At 46.0% G+C, this 24904-nt stretch carries 13 protein-coding genes and 1 pseudogene; 10 read left to right on the top strand and 4 right to left on the bottom strand.

Going from position 1 to position 24904, the window contains the following annotated elements; translation table 11 throughout:
- Nucleotides 1-8: 8 nt before the first annotated feature.
- On the bottom strand, nt 9-3344 hold the full coding sequence (locus QUA27_RS11425; protein ID WP_333068071.1) for a class I SAM-dependent methyltransferase: 3336 nt from the start codon (nt 3342-3344) through the stop codon (nt 9-11).
- A 172-nt stretch (nt 3345-3516) separates the two neighbouring features.
- Between QUA27_RS11425 and cobA the strand changes: the two genes are divergently transcribed.
- The 6 genes and pseudogenes from cobA (at nt 3517) to QUA27_RS11395 (ending at nt 8309) form a co-directional block, all read left to right on the top strand.
- On the top strand, nt 3517-5082 hold the full coding sequence (gene cobA, locus QUA27_RS11420; RefSeq protein WP_333068070.1) for a uroporphyrinogen-III C-methyltransferase: 1566 nt from the start codon (nt 3517-3519) through the stop codon (nt 5080-5082).
- Between the two features lie 32 nt (nt 5083-5114).
- Complete coding sequence (locus tag QUA27_RS11415) at nt 5115-5306, top strand: DUF2281 domain-containing protein (protein ID WP_333068069.1); 192 nt, start codon at nt 5115-5117, stop codon at nt 5304-5306.
- A gap of 100 nt (nt 5307-5406) precedes the next feature.
- Entirely contained in the window at nt 5407-5679 is a 273-nt protein-coding gene (locus tag QUA27_RS11410; protein WP_333068068.1) for a type II toxin-antitoxin system death-on-curing family toxin, read from the top strand.
- 231 nt (nt 5680-5910) lie between these two features.
- Nucleotides 5911-7101 (top strand): trypsin-like peptidase domain-containing protein, encoded by a 1191-nt coding sequence (locus QUA27_RS11405; protein ID WP_333068067.1) that lies wholly within the window; start codon nt 5911-5913, stop codon nt 7099-7101.
- Nucleotides 7102-7218: 117 nt separating this feature from the next.
- Nucleotides 7219-7763 (top strand): annotated as a pseudogene (locus QUA27_RS11400) (Uma2 family endonuclease).
- Nucleotides 7764-8054: 291 nt separating this feature from the next.
- Nucleotides 8055-8309 carry a hypothetical protein gene (locus QUA27_RS11395; protein WP_333068065.1) on the top strand — a complete coding sequence of 85 codons (255 nt, stop codon included), beginning with the start codon at nt 8055-8057 and terminating at the stop codon, nt 8307-8309.
- Between the two features lie 394 nt (nt 8310-8703).
- Here QUA27_RS11395 and QUA27_RS11390 read toward each other — a convergent pair whose 3' ends face one another.
- Nucleotides 8704-11730, bottom strand: coding sequence for a hybrid sensor histidine kinase/response regulator (locus QUA27_RS11390; RefSeq protein ID WP_333068064.1), 3027 nt, complete (start codon nt 11728-11730; stop codon nt 8704-8706).
- A 422-nt stretch (nt 11731-12152) separates the two neighbouring features.
- Between QUA27_RS11390 and QUA27_RS11385 the strand changes: the two genes are divergently transcribed.
- Complete coding sequence (locus QUA27_RS11385) at nt 12153-13577, top strand: response regulator (protein WP_333068063.1); 1425 nt, start codon at nt 12153-12155, stop codon at nt 13575-13577.
- A 489-nt stretch (nt 13578-14066) separates the two neighbouring features.
- Here the strand turns inward: QUA27_RS11385 and QUA27_RS11380 are convergent, their stop codons facing one another.
- The gene (locus QUA27_RS11380; protein ID WP_333068062.1) at nt 14067-19214 is read right to left on the bottom strand and encodes a CHAT domain-containing protein; all 5148 of its coding nucleotides are present in this window, start codon (nt 19212-19214) and stop codon (nt 14067-14069) included.
- A 205-nt stretch (nt 19215-19419) separates the two neighbouring features.
- Between QUA27_RS11380 and coaE the strand changes: the two genes are divergently transcribed.
- Both coaE and patX read left to right on the top strand, forming a co-directional pair.
- On the top strand, nt 19420-20151 hold the full coding sequence (gene coaE / locus QUA27_RS11375; RefSeq protein ID WP_333068061.1) for a dephospho-CoA kinase: 732 nt from the start codon (nt 19420-19422) through the stop codon (nt 20149-20151).
- An 808-nt stretch (nt 20152-20959) separates the two neighbouring features.
- A complete protein-coding gene (patX, locus tag QUA27_RS11370; protein ID WP_333068059.1) occupies nt 20960-21163 on the top strand; it encodes a heterocyst-inhibiting protein PatX in 204 nt (67 codons plus the stop codon).
- A gap of 304 nt (nt 21164-21467) precedes the next feature.
- Here the strand turns inward: patX and QUA27_RS11365 are convergent, their stop codons facing one another.
- Nucleotides 21468-22874 (bottom strand): TldD/PmbA family protein, encoded by a 1407-nt coding sequence (locus tag QUA27_RS11365; RefSeq protein ID WP_333068058.1) that lies wholly within the window; start codon nt 22872-22874, stop codon nt 21468-21470.
- A 268-nt stretch (nt 22875-23142) separates the two neighbouring features.
- Here QUA27_RS11365 and QUA27_RS11360 point away from each other — a divergent pair, with 268 nt between their 5' ends.
- Nucleotides 23143-24759, top strand: coding sequence for a sensor histidine kinase (locus QUA27_RS11360; RefSeq protein WP_333068057.1), 1617 nt, complete (start codon nt 23143-23145; stop codon nt 24757-24759).
- Nucleotides 24760-24904 lie beyond the last annotated feature (145 nt).

Here is a 24904-nt window from a genome sequence, read left to right as displayed (position 1 = left end):
ACTTAATATTATTTCAACTTTTGAAACCACACTCCTGTTTCATCAATCGTATGCAGAAAAAATGACTCGCCTTTGATCCTCTCAAAATCGTGTACTGCTTGCTGGCACCCCTCCCAGTGACCGTAATCATCAACCTGAATTAAACCGTTACAAATAACGCTGTCATAAAGCGTATTAAATATATCCATTGTTGACTCGTACCAATCTCCATCAGCGTGCAGAAACGCAATACTTCCTATTGCTGACTTGTATTTGGGTAAAGTCTCGGCGAATAATCCCTTAACTGGTACAACAATATCTCTAACTTGGAGTAATTCACAGATTTTATCCAAATTTTCACTAATTGCAGCTTTGAGAGTTCCTTCGCCAAAATTGGTGAGATTTGCAGGTATTCCCTGATGTTTATCAATCTCCGTAGGTGGGGGCATTCCTTCAAACGTATCAAAAGCATACAGCACTCTCGGACGGCGGCTGTAATGTTTAATTACAAATGCCATTAACGCCGCTGAACCGCCTTTGCAAGTTCCGCATTCTACAAAATTTCCCGGCAAATCTTCCAGACATATTTGTTTGGCTAGGGAGTATAGCGAGAACAGTCGAGATTCACTCAATAATGTGTAAGGTCTGATAGCTAAGAGTATTGATTGAAACTCGCCATCAAACAGCTTATTTGAAACTGGTTCACCGGGGGATGACGAGGCTTTTATTTTCTTTAAAAAACCATTGGTACACCAAGTAATGTTATAGCCAAAGTAATCGCAATAACTGCTATCAATTTCATATTCATCTTCGTGCTCGGAGAGGAACTTTTTCAAGGCCTTATGAGGGCCAGTGTTATATGAAGTATCTTGCTCTAAATCTGAAATAATTCCGTCTTCAATAACAATATATTCTTCCCGCTTAAGATACGGATGGAAGAACTCCAAAACGTGCTTGCTGGTTTCGTAGGTATGGTCGGCATCTTCTATTACCAGTAAGGGACGTGGCAATGAGTTGATAAAATCAGGTGTTAATATTTCTGGTAAAGCACGTCCGTTTCCTTCCATGTAAGTGACACGAGGATGTTGGACTGAAATAACTTTGAAAATATCAATAGAATAAATGTGACCGTCAATGCCAAAATTATTTAGCATATCTCCAAACCACAAAGCACTCCCACCATATTTTGACCCGATTTCAATAATTGTGAGCGGTTTTAAGTTCCAAAATAATAGGGGGTATAGCGTAAAATCGAAGGGATTTTTTAGCATCGGTACGCCTCGGTATGAATAGTTCAGAGTGGCGTTTTGAATTAACAGCATATGTTCGCGTGAAAGAGTTGTATTCCACGATCGTTGCTGTGTGGGTATTTTTATTTGCGATCGCAATAAAGCCCTAGTTAATTTTTCAACTTGCACTTGTGCTGGGCGGTGGGTCGGATCGATCGCCAGTTCCACTTTAGCCGCTGCAAGTGCTTCTTGGTGGCGTCCTAAATTGCTCAAGCAAACAGACCGCAGGTAGTACATTCCTGGAACATTGATCTTTAGTGAAGCGATTTGTTCAGTTATTCCCATAGCTTCTACAGGATTATTGCTCTTGAGTAATGCAACAGCTTGTTGCATCATTTCATGCACTTGTCGTACAGTTATTTCTCGACCGACCGACTGATTGTTTGAGATACCGCTGACTGAATAACCGTGCAAATGTGCTGGCAACTGCCAGGAAATATTAGGGTCAGGTTGATGTTTTACTGGCTTGACATTACCCCGCCAAGCAGCGCCCATAATTTGCATTGTTTGATATACTACCGTTTGCCATCCCCTTTGCCTCAAGTAATCTAAACCTTCAGCAACATCTGGAGCCGCTAAATCGTGAAATAAAATTATCGCATCTTCTTCAGCCAAATTTTCACAGGAAATAGCATCATTTAACGGGCCTTCATTTTCGTGTTCCCCGTCAATAAAAATTAACGACCATTTGCGGTTAAATTGATTGGCTAATTCCTCTACTCTCTGAGGGCTATAACCGGGTACTAGCGTCACGGAAGTTTGAACGCCAGACGCATTTAGAGCACCTTGAATTGAATCGATTACGCTTTGTCTGATATCTTCTCTTTCTAACAGCGGATCGACGACATCTAACTCAACTCCTGCGAGGGCTAAGTGACAGGCAGACCACCCAAGCCAGCAGCCTATTTCTAATGCTTTTTTACCTTTGAATTGCAGAGCAGTATTGTAAAGGATGTGTGCTTCGTCGCGACTGATAAATCCGACTGAATTAGCACGGCGATCGACATACCAATTGTGCTTGATTTCTCGGCGCAAATAAGGCCACGAACAAGTCTGAGTATCCCCAAGAATCATGTTGGGAAAGTACGCATCTGGGATAATAACTTTCAATCCGGGCGAGACGTAATCTCCGGCAGGCAGCAAAGTATTGTTTGTGATTTCCGATAACGGCGGTAATGTCATTTTTTCTGGTGTTAAATTAGGATATTGGGGGGTTTTTATCGGTTGATAGCGGAGAGTAATTTCTATTTGATTTCCGTCCGTTGTTGCTAATCTTACTAAGTCGTGTTTGTGGCCAGTCATGTGCAGAATGCCGATCGCCTCCTGTGGCAAATACGGCTCCACAAAACAGGCTTGGTGCTTGTCCCAGACGGGCAAGCCAAAGTTGCAACTCCAGTTGCAGCGAGCCGGCAGCATCTCTGTTTTGTCAAACATTTCAGTGCCGTAAACTAACCGATTTAAAGCTATTTGGTCGCTCATTAAAGAAACGTGCCGCTGCAATCCCTGTTCCAGGTATTCTGCCCAAATTTCCCAATGGGGGGCGTCTTTTTGCAGCGCGAAAATACCTGCATTTATGGTTGGATAGCTGTGCAAATTTTGGGCGACTTCTTCGCCAAAAGCTGCTTGATAATCGCGGTAAACAAATTGCCAGTACCAAGGCAGTTTGCCGTAAGCTAAATAATAACCCCGGTCTAGTTCTGGAACAACTGCTAAACCGCGTTTGGCCGCGCCTATAACTAACAGTTCAACGGCTTGCCAATCTTGCACCCAAGCATCGGCATCTATCCAAAGGTAGATGTCAAAATAGGGAAAATATCGACGGAGAAACGGACGGGCTAAAAGTCCTTTGAGATAGTGAGGGGCTTCATTTTGGCAGGGAAAGTCAAAGTCCCAATCGGGCTTTTGAATAATATTAACTTGTGTTTTTAGCCACTGCAACTGTTCGAGAGTACAGCCGAGATCGAAAAAGCCGATCGCCACATTTTCACCTTCTGGTTTTTCCCGCACCGATAAAATAGTGCCTCGCACCAATTCAAAGTAATTTGCATCGGCGGCCGTGATGATGATAATCTGCATAAATAGTGGGTGGGGCGGGTTTATTTAACCTGTTTGCACCGTTGAGGGCAAGGGGTGAACCCGCCCCTACAGGCTGCTTGAAAAATCTGATTAAATTATAGGGTAGGGTAGGGTGCACCGAAGCACCACAATATTCATAAAACTATACTATCGAGACGATCGAGGAGGACTTATGAAAAACCACAAAGGGAAAGTTTATCTAGTCGGTGCCGGGCCAGGAGATTGTAACTTGATGACAGTGCGATCGCACAAACTGCTATCCCAAGCCGAAGTCTTAATCTACGACGCTCTCATCGACATCCCGCAACTGGAATTAATCCCAGCAACTTGTCGGAAAATAGAAGTCGGCAAACGCGGCGGCAAACCTTCCACCCAGCAGCAAGAAATTAACCGTTTGCTGGTAGAACATTGCAAGTTAGGAAAACAAGTAATCCGCTTAAAAAGTGGCGATCCGTTTATTTTTGGTCGTTCCAGTTCCGAAATTCAAGCATTAATCACAGCGGGCTGCCCGTTTGAAGTAATACCCGGAATTTCTTCCGCCTTAGCCGCACCTTTACTAGCAGGAATTCCCCTCACAGATCCGGTAATGAGCCGCTGTTTTGCAGTGATGAGTGCCCATGAACCGGACGCTCTGGAATGGGAAGCATTAGTGCAGATAGAAACTTTGGTAATATTGATGGGAGGGCGAAATCTGAGCGAGATCGTCTGGCAATTGCAAAAGCACGGACGATCGACCGAAACTCCGATCGCCATTATCCGAGATTGTGGCCGCCCCGAACAGCAAATTTGGCTGGGCACTCTCTCCAACATTGTACAGCAAACAGCAGGTCAATCTCTATCGCCTTGCGTAATCGTAATTGGGGAAGTAGTCAGATTGCGCGAATATTTAATCCAGCCAGAAAGCACAAATATGATCGATACACCAGTCACCGCTAACAACAACAAATTGCCACTAGCAGGAAAAACCATTTTAGTCACGCGATCGGTTTCTCAGTCTGCTGAATTTAGCGATAGACTCCAGCAACAAGGAGCTCGCGTTATCGAAATGCCCGCCTTGGTAATTGGGGCGCCGTCCACTTGGGAACCATTAGACAGCGCGATCGCACAATTGTCAAGCTTTCACTGGTTAATTCTCACTTCCCACAATGCTGTAGACTGCTTTTTTCGACGCTTACAAGCAAAAGGCAAAGACGCCCGGAGTTTGTTTGGCATTAAAATAGCAGTTGTCGGGAAAAAAACAGCAGAAAGTTTGCGATCGCACTCTCTACAACCCGACTTTATCCCCCCCAACTTTGTCGCCGATTCCCTAGTCGAGAACTTCCCCGACAACTTGCAAAACTGCAAAATCCTATTTCCGAGAGTAGAAAGCGGCGGCAGAGAAGTTTTAGTTAAAGAATTCACCGCCAAAGCAGCGCAAGTAATAGAAGTGCCAGCTTACCAATCTTGCTGTCCCGAAACTATCGAGCCGATCGCCCTATCCGCACTCCAAAATCAAGCCGTAAATATCATAACATTTGCCAGTTCCAAAACCGTACAAAATTTTTGCAAGCTCATAGAAGAAAGCCCGGAATTGTCCCGATATCAGGATTGGTTAAAAAATGTTTGTATCGCTTCTATCGGACCGGAAACTTCCAAAAGCTGCCAAAATTTATTGGGTAAGTTAGATGTGGAAGCTAAGGAATATACCTTGGATGGGCTGACTGAGGCGATCGTTGAATGGGCACAAGGGAGGTTGTAAAATAGTTGTACGATCATTAGGAGGAAAGAAACATGACCGCAAAAGACCAACTTCTTCAAGAACTCGACCAAGTGCCAGAACCCTTGCTGCTGAAAGTGCTTGAATTTGTCCGTTCCTTAAAGACTGAAGAAGAACCACAAAAACTAGAAGCCAAAGCATGGCAGGCATATCTAGATTCAGAACGCGAAAGAAAGGAGGTTTATCGTCGCCTTGCCAACTCCTAATTTTGTCAGCAAAAGTATGGTTGTCAATATCCATGCTAGACAGATAGAAAGATTGGGTGGCACTCCCGGCGTCAGAGACGAAGGCTTGTTGGAGTAGGCTTTGGGTCAACCGCAAGCAATTTTTGGCGGTCAATTGTCGGATGCAACAATTGCCGAACAAGCTGCTGCTTATCTCTATCACATAGCTATGAATCATCCGTTTATTGACGCTAACAAGCGATCGGCTTTTGCGGTGACAGATACTTTTTTGCGTTTGAATGGTTGCGCTCTGAATTTGACGGACGAGCGAGCATATGATTTAGTCATGCGAGTCGCACGGGGAACGATGACTAAGGAAGAATTAAGCAGGGAGTTCGAGTCATGTATTATTTAGTTTTAATAAGTAAGTTGGGCAGCCTGCATGGAGCTTAATTAAGCTACGCAGTGTGCACCAACATTGAAATAGGGAATCGCGGAACAAAAAAGCGAGTAAAATTATCACTAAAGAACAAAGCCGAGATCCTTTGCGTCAAATCAGTAATAAAACTAAACACAAAAAAGCACAAATCGCCGATCGCCCTTTCTCCGCCAAATCCCGCTACCCAACTACTAATTAGCAATAGCCATGAATATAAATTTTTCTCGTTACGACACCCTAACCACCCTGCTAGCAGGAACTACCGCAGCCTTAACCATAGTCATCAGCCAACCCGCGATCGCCAAAACCCCCCAAGAAGTCGCCAGCATTGCCGGACCGCTGACAGTACAAATTAACAGTTCCCTCGGAGACGGTTCTGGCGTAATTATTGCCAAAAAAGGCAAAACTTACACAGTTTTAACAGTCAATCACGTCGTAGAAAAAGCAGACGTGAAATACACCGTTCGCACGTCGATAGGCAAAAACTATCAAGCAACTGCAGTCACCCGTTTGCAAACCGCCGAAACTGACCCGGATTTAGCCGTAGTCAAATTTGAAAGCCCAGAAGAATATCCAGTCGCGACGATCGCAGATTCCGATCAAGCCGTCATCGGCACTCAAATCTTCGTTTACGGCTATCCCGCTACGGGCGGACTTTTCGGCGCCCAACGAGAACCCGAACTCTCTCCCGGACTCGTTACCAGCCGCCCTGGTAGCCGCCCGGAAGGTTACACTTTGCGGTATCAGGCCGTAACTTGGAGCGGCATGAGTGGCGGCCCAGTTTTTGACTCCGAAGGCCGAGTCATCGGTTTACACGGACAAGGCGAATTCGGTTTCGCGCAAACGAGTTCCGGCGAAGTCGCCCCGATTAAAACCGGATTTAACGCAGCAGTTCCAATCAATACATTTATCGCGAAGCTAGTGGCGGCGGGAATCAACAAATCTGAGTTGAAAGTAGACAATACTCCCGCCACTATCGGCCCGGTATCCACCGCCAATCCTCAAGACGCCCAAGCTTATTATTTTCGAGGACTTTCGCTGTTAGATCAAGGAGATGCTTGGGAGGCGATCGCGGATTTCAACAGAGCACTCGCTTTCAAGCCCAAATATACCCCTGAATTGTATTTTAATATCGGTAATGCGCGCACTTTCATCACCGCCGCCTTGCCCCCACTCGAACCCACACGCGGTTCCACTGCTATTCAAGCATACACGCTGGCCATCGCAGCCAATCCCGGTTTTGCCGACGCTTACTACAACCGAGCTTTAGCTTACCTGGACAACAAAGACCAACCAAAAGCAATTGCCGACTTTCAAAAAGCAGCAGAACTTTACAAGCAAGGCGGAAGAACCAGCGCCTATCAAGACGCGCTCAACAGAATCAAACAATTGCAGTAGAATTACAAGTTAACAATTAAGAATTAAAAATGGGATTATTCATTTTTAATTCTTAATCAAGTTCTTACAAACAGCAGGTAAATAACAATGACTGCTATCACCTAAAACCTCAGTTCCATTATCAAACTAACTTCTGAACAGTTTTATCAACTGTGCGAAGAAAACCCGGAGTTGAAACTTGAACGGAACGCCAACGGAGAATTAATTGTCATGCCACCAACCGGAGAAGAAACAGGGAAACGCAACTTAACAGCAGGCGCTCAACTCTGGACGTGGAACGAACAAACCGGACTCGGTGAAGCCTTTGATTCCTCCACAGGATTTACTCTGCCCAATAAAGCCGCTCTCCTGATGTCTCCTGGGTAGAAAAATCCCGCTGGGAAGCTTTGACACCTGAACAAAAAGACAAATTTATCCCCTTGTGTCCTGATTTTGTAATCGAGTTGCTTTCTCCGAGTGACAGATTGACAAAGACTCAGGAAAAAATGCAAGAATATATGCAAAATGGCTGCCGTTTCGGTTGGCTGATTAACCGCAAAAAACGGGAAGTTGAAATTTCTCGCCCCGGCAAAGATGTGGAACTTTTACAATCTCCTCTCACCCTTTCTGGGGAAAATGTTTTACCGGGATTTTTTCTCAAATTGCAAAAAATTTGGAATTAGCAGAATTCACTTTTGACTTATTATATTATCTTCAATAAAATAACCGTTACCCTTTCCTAGTGAGGAATGCAAGTCAGAGCGATTTTGCTCAGGACTTTGGGTACTCACTACTAACCATTTTTATTATTATCGTTGCAGCGGACATAATATTAGCTTAAAAATTAATAAAATTATAAGTACCCATAAAATTAACAGGCTAGAATTAGGGTTCCAACAATTCCAGCTACAAATGTCACATTAGAATAATTAAAAACACTTTTTGACCTGCAACTTGTCACAGACGACCAATTTTTGAGAGAATGGCAAGACCAATTGCCAGAAATCCCCGACTTTCAAAAAAGACAGCTAGATCAGATTAAAGCGGGTTACTTCAACTTGCTAGAGTATCCGCCAATGCTGGAAAAAAGCATCAGTTTGTCCCTCGCCTATCCGCTGTTATTTGTCGGCGACTTTTATCTGCATCCTTTCTACATTAAACCCAAAAAATTCCTCGATATTTCCGAAGAAGATGAAGACGTTATCATCAAAGGCAGCATCAACACTTGAGTTTTAAAAGAGCAGTTTTGGCTGATGGTAAGAGAATCGAAACTCTTTTCGTTTTCGAGCGAATCTGGCTTGGCGTAACCCTTAGCTTATATGCTGGCAAATCCCAACCCGGACAAACCTAGTTACAGCATACTTACTACAGTTCGTGACAGTTTTTATTCAAAACTTACCACATATTGGATGTGTTAAAATAATACGTAGGGATTTTTTTTATCTATAAAAGAGATAGTTAACCCGCATTTTGTATTATTGATGAACCGTTTAAAGCATTATTTAAGCGTAGGTTTGCGGCAGAATATTTAAGGTGTTCGCAGCAAACCCAGCGGGTAAAGAGATTGGGAATTATGGGAGAGGTTTATTGGAGAGATAGCTTCTTTCTCTTTAAACTCGATAACTAAACTGGATTAGGGAGCAGAGGTCGAATTAACTCCACAATTTGGTCATACTTAAAGTTATTCACACAATCAATTAGCGCAGTGGAAAGGGTTGATTGAGATGCGGGAATTTGTTTGATTAGCTCGTCCATGACTTCAGGATCAACATAGTAGGCAGCTTGAGACATTTGTTCTAACCACTGAGAAGACATCACGGCTAGATCTTCTGCAGATAAAGAATCAACAAATAGTTGTTGGGAATCTTTTCCTACAACTTTGTAGATGTACTCTACTCCCAAGTGTTGAGCGAGTTTGTCAAAGACGAGCTCTTCCTGAAATGGCTTACTCATAAAGTCGTCACAACCAGCCATAAGAGCTTTCTCTCGTTCTTCTTCAAAAGCACTGGCAGTTAAAGCAATAATGACAGTCTCTTGTCCATGAGGGTGTTCTCTAATGCGTTTAGTAGCTGTGTAGCCATCCATGACCGGCATTCGTAGATCCATCCAAATCAGGTGTGGGGACCAACTTTCCCACAGGGATAGTGCTTCAACTCCCTGTGTTGCTTGGCGCACCTCAAAACCGACTGAGGTAAGGAGTTTGACCAATAAGCGGCGATTTTCCTCTACATCTTCCACCACAAGGATGCGGTAAGTTGGTTGTCCTGGATCTATACCAATCACTCTTTGTTTAAGCAATTCTGAGGCAAGGCAGACTGCTTGAGGTAAGTTTACCCCCAGTTCAAAGTAAAAAATGCTGCCCTGATTCAATGTGCTTTGAACCCGAATCTGACTACCCATGAGTTGGACAAATCTTTGACTGATAGCTAGACCTAGACCAGTACCTTGATTCAATTTATTCCCAGCTTCAGCTTGCACGAACGCCTTAAATAAGCTGTCAACTTCTGTTGGAGCAATTCCCACTCCAGTATCCTCAATTTCAAAAAATAGGCGACAGGACGTTTGGTCGCTCTGTTGTGTTCTCACTCGTAAGGTGACGCTTCCTTTATTAGTAAACTTAATCGCATTACCGAGCAGATTGACTAAGACTTGATACAGTTTTTTCTCATCGGTATGCACAAATTGGGGAAGATTGGAGTCTCGCTCGACAATTAGTTTCAATCCTTTCGATTGGGCTTTAACTTGCAACATTTCTTCAAGAGAACTCAGCAATTTTTTTAGATCAAAGTCAGAAAGATAGAGTGTCATCTGTCCGCTCTCAATTTTGGATAAATCTAAAATGTCGTTAATCAATTCCAATAAATGCGTGCCGCTACGATTGACGATCGCCATATCTTTTTGGAGTTCAGGAGTCAGAACAGGATCGTAACTCATCAATTGCGTAAATCCCAAAATAGCATTGAGAGGAGTACGGAGTTCGTGGCTCATATTGGACAGGAACATACTTTTGGCTCGGTTTGCTGTTTCTGCTGCTTCTTTAGCTTGCTCAAGTTCCAACTCGGCTTGTTTGCGATCGTTAATGTCAATTAAATATCCCAAGATTTCCACTGGTCTACCTGCACGATCTCGAATTAGTCTGAGTTGAGCGAGTATCCAGCGATAAACCCCATCTGAGCGACGAAGACGGTATTCATGGAAATAAAAATCATTGAGAAATAGATTGGTTAAGCCATTAATTACTCGTTCTACATCATCGGGGTGTAAGTTATGCGCCCAAAATTCAGAATCTTCTAAAAATGCAATGCTTTCATAGCCCAATACATCTTTGACATTTTCGCTGATGAACGTTGCTCCATAATTGCCACCAGGTTTACAGCTAAAAATAACTACCGGGCTGTAGTTCAGGAGAAAGTTGAGGCGATTTGTGGTAGCTTGCAAGGCTTGCTCAGCCAGTTTTAGCTCTGTTGCGTCCTCCTGAACTGCAACATATACGGTTCCATATTCAGGATGCTCAAACCTTGACGTATGAACCCTGCACCAAAAAAGTCTTCCATCTTTTTTCTTATTGTAGACTTCATATTGTGCTTCTCCTTTCTGCTCAATTTGAGTGACAATATCTAGAACGCTTGCGTCTGGTGTAACCTCTGTATCGACATAATTCAAGACACCAACGGGTTGACCTGCGAGTTCGCCCTCTGTGTAGCCAAACATAGCGTCAAATTTGGGATTGGTGTAGACGAGCCTGAGATCTGAGGCTTTAATTAAACACACTCCACCTGCCATGTTATTCATAATAACACTCTGAAGTTCTAGGGTCTTTTGAGCTTCTTTTCGAGCGGTAATTTCTTGAATTTGAGCAATAAAATGCAGTGGATTTACCTGTTCATCTTGTACTAGCGATCCATCAAGAAGAATCCAAATTATATGTCCTTGTTTATGGAAATACCGTTTTTCGATTTGGTAAGTTGAAATTGTTCCTGCTAATAACTGATGTACATAGCTAAGATCCAGGTCTAAATCGTCGGGATGGGTAATGTCTTGGAAAGTTAACGCTAACAACTCTTCTGAGGAGTAGCCAAGAATCTGACATAAGGCCGGATTGACTTTAACCCAGTGCCCATCAAGTGAAACGAGCCCCATTCCTATTGACGCATTTTCAAACGCATTGCGAAACTGCTCTTCACTGTTTCGTAAAGCCACCTCAATTTGTTTGCGTTCGTTTTCAGCCCGCTTGCGCTCGTTGATCTCCTTCTCTAAGGCTTGATTGGCCGCAATAAGTTGAGCTGGACTAGGTAAAGCTAAGGCTGATGGAATTAACAAAACTAGCTCAGATGCAGTATATATAGAAATCAGAGCAGTAATAGCTTTAAGTCCTCCAGAAACCCAATAAGTAGGAAACCAAAGCGTCCAAATTTCCATGATATGAGTTGTACCACAGGCAATTATGAAGGCGCCAAACAGAAAAAATACTTTTTGAAATGGAGTATCTTGGCGCTGTCGCACAAAGTAGATTAGCATGATTGGGATGGAGTAGTATGCTAAAGCGATTAAACCATCGGATAAAATATGTAATCCTACTAAGTTTGTTTGCCAGAGATAGCAGTGACCATGAGGAATGAATCCTCCAGTCTCAAAAAATTGTGTAATCATATCTAACCTGAATAATTCATGAGTGCTGAAGTGCTTAGCGATTGAGTTCTGCCATTGCCCGCTTCATGGTCGAAGTCATACCGGGAAAACCACTTTTGAGTAGGGAGATGTCAAATTGCCAACCCAGCAGCACGAGACATCCGATCGCAATGACGAGTAGACTTGCCCTTTAAGAAATGTGCTTGTTCATAAATCGGCTGCTTGGGTTGAAAAAATCTTCTCTTCATGTTACCCGAAACGAATAAGGGCAACCACGGGGAGATTATCCCTACCTCAACAAGTCAGATATTGTAGGGGCTGTGCCAGCGTGCCACTCCTAGAACTCTGCGATCGCATCACTTGTTTCTACGTCAAGTGAGTGGATAACCTAATAATTAAAGTATACTCTTGTTCATAGGGTTGTAGTCCTCTACCAGAAAAGTATGGAAAGCAGTAGGATTCTCGATATAACTAGCGATATAGTTAGCGATCCAGCTACCAACTACCGAGGCAATATTTTAATTGTTGACGATCTGCCTGATAACCTGCGTCTTCTGGGCCGTACTTTGAGCGCACATGGTTATAAAGTTCGCAGTGTCACAACAGGCGCCATGGCGATCCGAGCCGCCCAATCGCCATCGACGGAACTAATTTTACTCGACATTAAATTGCCCGATTTGGATGGCTATGAAGTTTGTAAACAATTAAAATCTGACGAGAAAACTGCAGGCATTCCGATAATTTTTTTGAGTGCTCTCAATGCAACTTTCAATAAGGTTCAGGGGCTGGCTGTTGGTGGCGTAGATTATATTGCTAAGCCGTTTCAAGTTGAAGAAGTATTAGCTCGTGTCGAAACTCACCTAACCATCCGACGGTTGCAACAAAGCCTCCAAGAGCAGAATTTACGTCTCTTGAGAGAAATCGAAGAACGCCAACGTCTCGAAGCGTCCCTCTTTGCCGAAAAAGAACTCGCTCAAGTGACTCTCCAATCGATTGGTGATGCAGTTATTACTACCAATGCTCAAGGTAATGTGCGATTTTTTAATCCTATCGCTGAGCAACTGACAGGTTGGAAGGCTCATGAAGCTCAGGGACTCCCCCTGTCTACAGTCTTTAAAATTATCAATGAAGTAACGCCAAAGCCAGTAGAGAATCCGATCGACAAGGCTTTGTTGGAGAAGCGAATTGTGGGCTTAGCTAACCATACTAAACTGATTGCGCGCGATGGGAGGGAGTATGCCATTGAGCACTCAGCAGCACCAATTCGAGACTGCCAAGGTCAAATTATCGGGGCAGTCATCGTCTTTCATGATGTTACCGAATCGCGCAATCTTGCTCGTCAACTGTCTTGGGAAGCCAGTCACGATGCTCTGACGGGTTTAATCAACCGTCGAGGATTTGAGCAGCGACTAATTGAGGCGATCGCCTCTGTTCAAGATAGCAATCAGCAGCACGCTCTCTGTTATTTAGATTTAGATAAGTTCAAAGTCGTTAACGATACCGCAGGTCATTGTGCGGGCGATGAGCTACTGCGCCAAATCACTACACTTTTACAAAATGGAGTCCGCGCTAATGACACATTGGCTCGCTTGGGAGGTGACGAATTTGGTCTTTTGCTTAATAAATGTCCCCTCTCTAAAGCAGCTCAGATTGCGGAAAACCTCAAAGACCTAGTTCATCAGTTTCGGTTTAGTTGGGATAGGAAAACCTTTATCATCGGGGTCAGTATAGGAGTTATTGCCATTAACCAAGCCAGCCAAGATTTGATGGAGGTTATGGGGGCGGCTGATGCAGCTTGTTATGCTGCCAAAGGCAAAGGTCGCAACTGTGTTCATGTTTATCGTCGAGACGATGACGAACTAATATAATTAGACAACCTTGTGAGAGGAAGTTGATTTCCAAAATCAGCCGTCCGTTAGAAACCAATCGTTTTTGTCTCTACTTCCAAAAAATTGGCTCTATTACCTCTAATCAATCATTAGATCCTTATGAAATTTTGTTGAGAATGCTAGACTAAAACGGAGAAAGCGTTGCTCCCAATGAGTTTATTCTCAGCGCCGAGTGTTATGGCTTGATAACAAAGAGCGATTGTTGTTGGGTAATCGAAACTTTTTTATTGAATTATCATAATTTATCTGAACTAAAAATTTTTAGTAAAAACTTGTATACAATCACTATTTCTGGCGCTAGCAGTCGAGTTTTTTTTTATTTTTCTTGTTCGATTTTATGCCGTTTTCGATGTTGAAATCGCGGTCTCTAGTGTGAGTTACCGCACTTTTTTAGGTATTCCCATCCTCCGAGTTTTGCGACTTGTTCTCTCCCGGTTTTTTTGCCGATCGCACCCTGTTCCTTCAGAATTACCACGGCGAACCGATCATTGTAAAAGCAGCCCAATAATAAGGATGCGACAAATTTCGATCGCCCCTAGCGGTCAACTCCGACGGTAAAGGCAGAGCTTGATTTTTGCCCGATCGCACCAAATAACCATCTTGCAAGCGCACTTCTCCCCGCAGCATCGCCAATTGCGCTTGCCGCAAAGCCTCAGCCTTAATCGGGGCTGTACGCAACTGCTGGTAAAACTCAGTCATCAGCCCCAAAGTACCGACATCGCTGACATACCACAAACTCGCCAAAGCCGATTTTACCCCCGCGTGTACCGCCAACCCCGCAAACCCCAACTCAGCTTGTTCGTCTCCCACCGCCGTAGTACACGCACTCAAAACCAACAACTCCACCTGTGGGTTAGATAACTTCAACTGATCCAACTGATTCAACCGCAACTTAGTATCCCAAAACTGAATGTAAGAATTTTCCGCCCCCCCAGGCTGAAAATCGCCGTGAGTAGCTAAATGAATAATTTTGTATTGGGGTTGATTGCGCTTGTGCTTCAAATTTGCCAAAGTAAAAGCTTCATTGAGAAAAGACGAACCGGGCCAAATCTTGCCCACAATTGTCGATATTTCCAACGGCACCGCCGGCAAAGGATTTTGATCGTATTTGGCCGGAAAATTCGACGCACCCATCGCTAAAACTTCAGAACCCTTAACACCGGCATACCGAGTATCAGTTAAACTCAAACTCGGAATCAGCCCCAGACTGTACTTTTCTACCAAAAACTGCTTGCCGTCGTAAAGAGCAGCCAAAGGCAAAGTTCGCAAACCTGAATCCATCGAAAACACCAAGGTGTCAATCTTGTTAGCCTCCAAGTCCGCTTGCAGCGGTGCAATTAACCACTGGTAAAGTTCCTCGGCAGGTTGCTTGTAGTCAGCAGCATTCAATCTCCTGGGAGTTCTGATAGCATTAGTGAATTCTTTAGCAACTTGCAGCACTGTCTGGCGGCTTGCAGGCACGCTTTTAAAAACACTTTTGCCGTCTGGCAATAACAACACAAGTTCTAAATGTTTGTCTTTTGCCCACACGTAAAGGATGGCGGGTTTAACCCCAGTCAACTGATTGACGCTGTTGAGAGTATCTCGAATACTTTTCTGCGTGACTGACTTTTCAGTTACCGTCCCCCCAAAGTAACGTTCAAATTCCCGGCCCTGAGTTCTATCCCTTTGCTGCACTGCGTCGATCGGACTTATTTGCGCGATCGAACTCGCTCTAGAAATCTCAGGAACTCTCACATTCCCGATACTTTCTGTACTCATCGCACTCCCTGGCTTCTGTGGAGTTGTTGCCACGCTGGCGTTTTCTGTCGTCGCAGGCGTACCCAAATTGTCTTTTAACACCGACGGCGACAGCAGTACCGGGCCGCTAGCAGTCTCGTTCTGCCGCGCCTCAACAGAGGTAGCAGCAGGTTCTGGCGAGACATTTGCGTTACTGCTCTTTGGCACCGACGCTGCAGGGCCGAGAGTCACTTGAGTCACAATTTGTTGAGAATTGTCTGTAGTTTGCAGTTCCACGCTGGTAGTTGGTGCCGGACTCGGCACGATCGCCAGCGGCCCGATAGTAGTTGAGGAGGTGGCAGTGTTCGACTTCGAGTTTCCCGTCCCAACAGCCGCCGCCGTGCAGGTTCCCGACGGGCAAGTGCTTTGCAGCAGAGTCTGTGAACCAGATTGAGCCAGCCCGTCTGTAGAAATGCTGACCTCGGCGCGCTCAGCAGCAGTTCCTGTTCCCGGAGTCCGAAACGCTCCCCCAGCCTCGATTGCCACATCGCCACCCGTATTGCCGCGAGCTTTGATCGAAACAACTTCAACATCTTTCTGTCCGATAATTTGGCTCGAACCGGCACTTCCCGATTGCGAACTCGAGTTGATCACCCCTGTAACGATCCGGCCCGGCGCCGCAATCGAAATATCTCCCCCGCCTCTAGCACCAAAAGCATCGAGGTTGCCTGTTTCTACCCCACCGGCGCTGCGAATATTGATAGGGCCCGCCACCCCAGAAGTTGAGCGAGATGAAACCGTACCCGCAGTCAACTTGCCTTGACTGCTAGTGATGTTAATCCCTGCACTCGAGGTAACATCTCCGACGGCTACAGTACCGCCCATCAGAGAGATCGTGGCGTTATCAGTGCCGACGATCGCACCCGTTCCCACGATCGCGCCTGCGCCATTGGGCGATCGAATCGTCGTCGGATCTTGAAATGTCACCGCGACTGGCGTTGAATTTGGCGTTGAAATTGGAGTCTCAGAAGGAATCGAAATCACACCGCTACCGTCAGCGCGCCCGATCGCGATCGAAGCAAACCCATTCCGAAAAGTGTTCAATTCCGCAGCAGTCAAGTTCAGAGCTTCTGTATCGCCAGAACCTTGAATTATAATATTTTGACTCGGCTCAGCCGGTTGCAGCACCATATTGCCGTTGCTGGCGATCGAATTTTTGTCACCTGTCAAGTCAATTTCGTTGCCCGTCAGGGTAATATCTCCCCCTGTTTGGCCGCCACCAGCTTCGATCGCTCCCGCAGTGACTCCATTGCGCCCCGTCAGCGTCACCTTCCCTGCGCGATCGCCCCTCGTGTCGATCGCCCCGGCAGTCACCGTGCCCTGTGCGATAACACTAACATCTCCCGCCGAATTGCCTGTATCTTCGGAAGAATTGACAGAAGTGTTGATGGTGCGGGAAGTTCCAGTAAGTAGCCGACCGGTTGTGACATTGCCTGCGGTGCTGACGATGCGAATTTCCTGATTGTTGGTAGTGATATTTCCGGTACGGATATTGCCATCAGCTTTGAGAGTAATTGAGGCATTGTCGGCCGCTGTCAAGGAATTTGTGGTAGTGATTGTTCCCAAACCCGCTGGCGACTGAATAATTAGCGGATCGTAAAATGTGAAATCGTTGGCAATCAGAATTGAACCGATACCGTTGCTGCGGCCGATCGTAATTCCAGCAAACCCATTTTCCAAACTTCCGAGGTCGCTTGCAGTCAGATTCAAATAAATATTAGTGCCGACATCTCCAGAACCGCCGATCGCAATATTTTGACCGGAACTCCAAGGTTGCAGTACCAAAAAGCCAGTACCGCTGACTGAATTTTTGTCGCCTTTAAAATTAATTTCATCACCCGTCAAAGTAATGTTTCCCGAACCCCCGGCGACGAAGCTCACTCCGAGAACATTCCGAGCCGTCACAGTTACATTTCCCGTCGCTTCCCGGCCGCTGGCATCAAGTTTTTGGGCCGTTACATTCAGGCCTTCGAGCACAATATTTCCGCTGCTGCCGCTGCTGGGATTGGATGAAGAAAGGTTGTTTGCAACAGTCGAACCCGGACTAATCAAACTAATATTTCCGCCGTTACTCGACAAATTGCCCGCAGTAATTTGACTTCCCGAAATGGCGATCGCACCGCCAGCCGTGCTAATTGTATCTCCAGAATTCATCGAAAAAACACCTGCGCCACTGCGATCGGCATCTGCTCTCAATGTTACCGAACCAGTAGTTGCTGGAAAGCTCAACTGATTGTCCGCCAAATCAGCAATTGTAATATCATTGAGCGCTTCGAGAACCACATTTGATGTAGCCGACATACTTTCCAAAGCTCTAGCCGAAATTGTCAGCGAAGGCTCAGAATTGTTTTCCTGTCCTGGTAGCGTTCCTGTTGCCAAAATATTATTGTTGGCAATTATTTCCGCATCGCCCGCCTCTTCTGGGGAATCTGTAATTAAAATATTTTCCGGATCTAACAGCAAAGTCCCCAAACCGTTTGTCCCAGAGGTATCAACAGTACCGTTAAAAATCAATCTTTGCTTGCCCGAAACTTCCACAAACCCCCCAACACCTGCGGTGGTTGTTGCAGAAACGCCATTGGCGCTGATGCTGCCCAAAAATGCTGTTGTGTTGTCAGCCCAGACCACAACTCTACCGCCGTTGCCTGATTCAGTTGCGTTGGCCACGATCGAACTTTTGCCATCCACGTAAGTCATCCTGGCATTCGGCACAGTTCCCTCGCCTCGGTAATCTCCCCCGATCCGCACCGTTCCGCCGCCGTCGGGCCCCGAAGCCTGAATCTTCGCTCCCAACAGCCCTACCTTGTCGCCCAACACGTTGACGCTTCCTCCCGCGCCCCCCGTAGCAGACACGTCCGCAGATCCGGCTACCAGCGCAGTTCCAGCACCTCCTGGCACTGTTTGACCGCCTGTGAGCACGACTTCACCTTGAGCGTTCGTAGTTATACCCGTAGCGTGAGCCACGCCGGGGCCCGACAGCAGCCCTGGTAAACTCTGGGGAGAGAAGGGAACCGCTTCCGAACCCGACACTCCGGCTGCTGGAGAAACTTCTAAACTCAGCAAAAGCCCGTTTTGACTCAACCGCACCAGATTTTCGCCCGGAACAGCAGCCACAGTAATTTGACCGCCTGGGGCTGAAAGTCGCCCTGTACTGATTACCGTACCGCTCAGCAAAGTCAAATTTTGCCCGGTTCCGACAGCCAAGTTACCGGCACTGACAATACTTCCGGGCTGTGGTCCAAAAACAAAAGCATTAGGTGTTCCGACTAGGGCGGCGTAGTCGTTCGCCCCTGTACCGTTGAACCAACGGTCGTCAAAACCGATACCGTTAGCGGTGGTAGCCAAAAAAGACCCGGACACATCGAGTCGGGCATTTGCTCCGAAGATAATGCCTGCGGGATTCATCAGCAACAAGTTAGAATTGCCACCAGTAACTTGAATTAGACCGTTAATTAACGAAGCGTCCCCACCGACAACGCGGCCGAGGATATTTTTAATGCTTGGGTTGGAGATGAAATTGGCAGTTTCACCAGAATTCAGACCGAACCGAGTAAAACTGTGGAACAAATTTGCTCCGTCTCTGGAGGGGGTGCCGCCTTTAATATCGTAGCGAGGAGACGACCCTGTACCTGGGACGGTGACAGCGGTTCCGGTGCCGTCTGGGGCTGGAGTAATAGATTGTGCGGCAGCAATTTGAGATTGGGGATAAATTGCCACGAGTACCCATCCGCTGCTGTTTTCTTTGAGGAAAACCAGGTTGGGGAAAAAATCTACTATCAAAAATCCAGCAAGGGGAATTGCTGCCAGAATCGACCGCACAGCACGTTGAGCATTCATAAGTTTGCCTCGGTCTAGACCTTAATTCGAGTTTAAAATTGAGATTTTAGGTAAAAAAGAGTCGATCACACCCCAATGCTGACACTTCCTAACGCGAACTCTCGATCGCAAATCTTAAATTTTAAGTCTAAATTTGATTGTGTCACCAACATAGCAAAGACTGACAGTAAGTGTCGAAACACAGGAAGTTTAAACAGAGAAAATTATGAGCGATCGAATTGTCCGTCTGATTGGTTTAACTGGGGGCATCGCCACCGGTAAAACCGCTATATCTAATTATCTGAGAGATGCCTGTGGATTTCCGATTTTAGATGCCGATATTTACGCCCGCGAAGCTGTGAACCCCGGTTCGCCAATACTTGACTCTATTGTAAAACGATACGGCGCGGGTATTTTGCTCCCGGACGGCAATTTAAATCGGCCAGAGTTGGGAAGTATTATTTTTTGTAACGCAGACGAGCGGCAGTGGTTGGAACAACAGATTCACCCTTACGTGCGCCGCCGATTAGTTGAGGAAACTCAAAGCTGCATTGCTGCATCGAGTTTGGTATCCCAAGACACACAGGATTTAGGTACAAAGACTCAAGAAACCGGGTTTTTTCACGAAAAGCTAGAACCGAGTATTGTTGAAAAAAAAACCGGTTTCTGTGCCAAGGCTGACACCTTGACTTTGGTTTTGGTAGTGCCGCTGCTGTTTGAAGCTAACATGACTGACTTGTGTACTGAAATTTGGGTAGTGTACTGTTCACCCGAAGTGCAGTTAGAACGACTAATGCAGCGAGACGGCTTGAGTTACGATCGAGCTAATGGCCGCATTAATGCCCAGTTGCCACTGGCTCAAAAGTGTCAACAAGCTGATGTTATTTTGGACAACTCGTCAACCCTCGACTCGCTATTCCTGCAGGTAGATGTGCAAGTCAGTCGCTGTGAGATTTGATATTTGAGATTGACTCCGCGATATCAGTTTTAAAACCTGGTTTTTTTTACTCCCTGCGCGCCAGTTCGATTTGAGAGTTGAGATTTGAGATTGACTCCACGATTTTGTGAACGGGCTTTTTTCCCCAACCCCTTTCGACTCCTCCTTCGGAGTGGCGCGTAAGCGCTTTTGTCACAAAGCAAGATCAAAAAAGATCAGAAAAGATCAGAAAAAATAAAAGGTTCACAATTTATTTAAAAATACAATAGCAACCATTTATGAAGTAAATGTGAAAATTAGGCATTGCCCGCTTTAAGGAATCTCATTCACCAAGATATGTATATGTAACGTGCGGACTGCGCGCCTCCGTACTCTCCTGTGGTTTCTTTAATCCCCGGGTTGCCGCTTCACCTCAATAAATTATGCAGTTAATCATAAAAGTAGTAAAACTTTACAATTGGCAGTTTTTGTTTCCTTGTTGGAAGAGCGTTTCCAGAGGATTCCAGGGGTCATAGCATTTTAGATTTTAGATTTTAGATTGGGGAATAATTTATAACTACCAGGGTTGGGAAGACGGGCATACAAGAGTAGCATGATTTTTTTGAACATGGTCTTGAATTTTGCTGGTTGCCCGCAAATAGCAGAGAACTAGAAATTATCAGTGAAAAAGCGAGCTAGATGATGGATTTCACCCGCTTTTAACCAAAACTCAAAAAAATTGCAAGTGCCCTTACTTACTAATTGATGATTTCACCGCAATTATTTTTTTATCCTGATAGCAGAGTACAGACTGCGTATCAAGAAGGGGAAAATACAAACACCAAAATTTATGATGCGCGTTTACTCTTCCATTCTGATGTCAAGCCTGTTACTGAGTGCTGGCGCAGTTAATACTCAAAGCTTAGAAACTCGATCGACCTTTTTTGCTCGAGACAACTCTGCTCCCGAAATTTTAACCGCCGTAGCGGACACTCAGAGCTTGTACGATAACGATAAAGATAATACGCCACCAAGACGAGGCGAGGGGAGATAAAGCCGAAAAAAGCGATAATTGCAGGGAATTAGGGGGAGAATGGGAGAATATAAAATTGGGAGAATAAGAGAAAAATTGAAGAGTTCGATTTATTAATTCGGGACTTAGGTACTGCGTACCAAAAAACCGATTTTTCAGCGGTATTTGACGACTCAAGGCATAATTGTTCGCTATTCCGGTTGTTTGGCCAAGCGTCCTCAAGATATCAGACACCACACACGACCGCGAAATGTTGCACTCAAAAAAAAAGGTAAAGCGCGAGTAGGAATCTGGCGCTTTACCTTTTTTTTAAACTTTTGCAGCTTTAATCTTCTGCTGCAGCTTCACCACCAACAACGACATCGCGAATCCGCAAACTCGGGCCGCCGCAGCCGACGGGCAAACCGCTTTGTCCTGCCTTGCCGCAGCCACCGGATTCATCCCAGTAGAAATCGTCGCCGATCGCCTCAATATCGGCTAAAGTGCTGAAAACATTACCCGAAAGAGTAACATCCCGCACCGGATTGTCTAGTTTTCCGTCACGGATCATCCAAGCTTCGCCGGCACTGAAAGTAAACATTTCGCCGTTAGTCATGCCGCCTTGCCAATTGCGCGCATAAACTCCTTCTTTGATACCAGAAAATAAGTCAGCCACTGGCGTGTCACCCCGTTCGATCCAAGTATTCGTCATGCGGACGATCGGCGGATAATGATAATTCAAACAGCGAGCATTGCCAGTAGGCGTTTCTCCCAATTTGCCAGCAGTTTCCCGCGAGTGCAGCCGCCCGACTAAAGCGCCGTCTTTAATTAACTGAGTAGTAGTTGCGGGAGTGCCTTCATCGTCGTAGAAATAGCTGCCACGGTGTCCCTCTGGCGCTGCACCGTCGAAAATTTGCAAGTTTTTGGGGCCGAACTGGCGGCCGAGGGTCATAATTTCCAAAATGTCAGGATTTTCGTAGGCCATGTCGGCTTCGGAAAGATGCCCGAAGGCTTCGTGGACGAATAATCCGGTCAAAATAGGGTCGATGACGACGGTGTAGGTGTTGCCTTGGACGGGGGGTAAGGCTAGGGAATCTACAGCGCGCTGGGCGGCGCTGCGAACTTGAACATCGAGATCGGTTAAATCTTCGTAAGCTTTGCGGGAGCCCGTGGTTTCGCGGCCGGTTTGTACGGTTTCCCCGCTGCGGGCTGTGGCCGCAAAGCGCATTTCCATGTCTGCCCAACCTTGTTCGAGCATGGTGCCTTCGGAGGTGGCGAGGATCATCCGCTGGGTGCTGTCGCCGTAGCGCACGGAGATTGTGGCGATGCGGGGGTCAATGCTGCGGAGAATGGCCGCGTAGCGATCGCACAATTGCTTTTTGTCAATTAGGGGAACCAGACGGGGGTCTGTTCCTGTCAGCGGCAGCAAGCAAATGTCTTGTATTGGGGTGACAGGCGCCAGAATCGTTTCTTCTTCCCCGATCAGTTTGGCCGCGGCGATGGCTTCTTCGATTCTTTCGGCGAGGGTGGAAAGTCGGTTAAAACTGGCAAAGCCCCAGCCGCCTTTGTGACAAGCTCTGACTTGGCCGCCAATTGAGACTCCTTCGCTGAGGGTTTCAATTTTTTCGCCCCGCAGCAGGATGTCGGTGCCTTCGGCTTCTTCCAGTCGAATTGCCAGATAATCGACTTGGTGACGGTAGCGTGCCATTAAGTCGGACAGCAGATTTTTCGAGTCGGCGATCGAGGTGGGCATAAGGAAAGCACGGTGTTTAACTTACTTCATTTTGCACTTTTGTCAGGGCGATCGTACAAAATACCGCCGCAAGCGCGGAGATTGCGACTTATTGGTACGGTTCTGCCAATATCGTTAGTTGACAAATGTGGATATCCTGTGGGTTAGGAGGAAGGCGCAAGAAATTATGCGGGATTTTTCGATCGTGCTGGTGCTTGACTCCTAACTCCTGAACTCTCCTATACATAAATACTTCACCCTTCATGCCTCCGAAGGTGGGTTTATAACTGTGAATACTTACTTTTTACCGACAATAAGCGAAATTTTAGCCTCCGAAGGCCAAGAAAATGACCTGAGTCTCTTTGATGCTAAGTTGGCGGGAGAAAAGAACCGCCATCGGTGTCCTGCCAGCCGTGGGGCTTCTCGGCTGAAAGCGGAACAGGAATGGTACGGGGCGATCGCAGCTTTGAATCAAATGCTCGATCGGCAAAAATCAGGACAAAAAACAGATGCCGATCGAGCAAATTGTCGCTCGACAATCCCCAATGCCTGTCAGGGATTGGTTTTGTCGGGCCCGTCTTCGGTTTTGACTGACCCCGCTTTGGCTTCGGGCTTTGCCAATTGGATTTTTACCAGTATTCCCGACAACGATGCAGCTTTGTGGTCTTTTCGGGCTAGACAAACTTTAGCTTTAATGCCGGCGGCTGATGTGCAAACATCAGTGCCTGCGGCGGCCCCGGCTTTGGCTTTGGCAAGTGGCGATCCTTTGGCGCACGAGCAATTTTGCTTGGTTTTAACTGCTAGTTTTAGCCTGGTGATGGTTTTGGGTGAAAATTCTGCTGGAATTCCGGCTTTTCTATTTTCTTTCGATCCGCAAGTAGTCGCCAAAGCTTGGGAAGTTTTGCGGCGCCGGGTGACTGAAAGCGAATGTTTGCTTGCCAATTCTGACGGTAGTTTCAATTTATCAGTTAGCCAATTAACTAATAATTCTACTAAATTAGACACGCTGTTCCAGCAGTTTTTGCCTGTGGAGCCAAATTATCAAACAGTAATGCAGTTCAGCCGCTTGCTGTTGCATAATTTGCCGGTTGGGAAAGATGAAGCAGGCAGGATAAAGGATGAAAGAATTGATGATGGTTTGAACCCGAAGCATCAAAAGTTATCGGCTACAGATATCAACTGCAAATCTCCAATTCCTCTGGCTACTAAAGAGGTGGAATTGCTACAGGCGATCGCCCACGAAGTCCGCACTCCTTTGGCTACTATCCGCACGCTGACTCGGCTGCTGCTGAAACGTCCCAAGCTCGATCCTGTTGTGGTCAAGCGTTTGGAAATGATTGATGCTGAGTGTACCGCTCAGATCGATCGCTTCGGTTTAATTTTCCGTGCCGTGGAATTGGAAATGTCGCAAGCTAAAAATTCGGGCGTGCAGCTAACAGCAATGTCCCTCGGTGAAGTGCTACAAAATAGCATTCCCCGCTGGCAAAAACAGGCCGCTGTGCGAAACCACACTTTGGAAGTTATTGTGCCGAAAAAGTTGCCTGCGGTAGTCAGCGATCCGACGATGTTGGATCAGGTTTTAACTAATTTGATTGAGAATTTTACTCGAACTTTGCCCTCCGGTAGTCGCATTCAGGTGGAGGTGACATTGGCGGGCGATCAATTAAAGTTGCAGTTGGAATCGGAACACTTACCTGAAGATAATGGCGCATCGACTTTTGCAGCTAAGGCGAATGGTCCTTTGCGCTCGATCGGGCCTTTGTTGATGGTGCAGCCGGAGACGGGAAGTTTGAGTTTAAATTTGAGCGTGACTAAGAATTTATTTCGGGCTGCTGGCGGGAAGTTGGTAATTCGCCAGCGGCCCCAAAAGGGCGAGGTGATGACGGTATTTTTGCCGCTGCAATAGTCAGTTGTCAGTTGTTGGTTGTCCTATCAATTCCGGTTGCATCGGAATGATTTAACCGCAGAGAACGCAGAGGAAGAGAAGAGAGATCTCATTAATATCGGTCAACAAGGGACAACTAACAACTGACAACTAACAACGGACAACT

The sequence above is a fragment of the Microcoleus harperi Pol14_C6 genome (genome assembly GCF_036701295.1).
Taxonomy (GTDB): Bacteria; Cyanobacteriota; Cyanobacteriia; order Cyanobacteriales; family Microcoleaceae; genus Microcoleus.
This window is presented reverse-complemented; position numbering and strand designations above follow the sequence as displayed.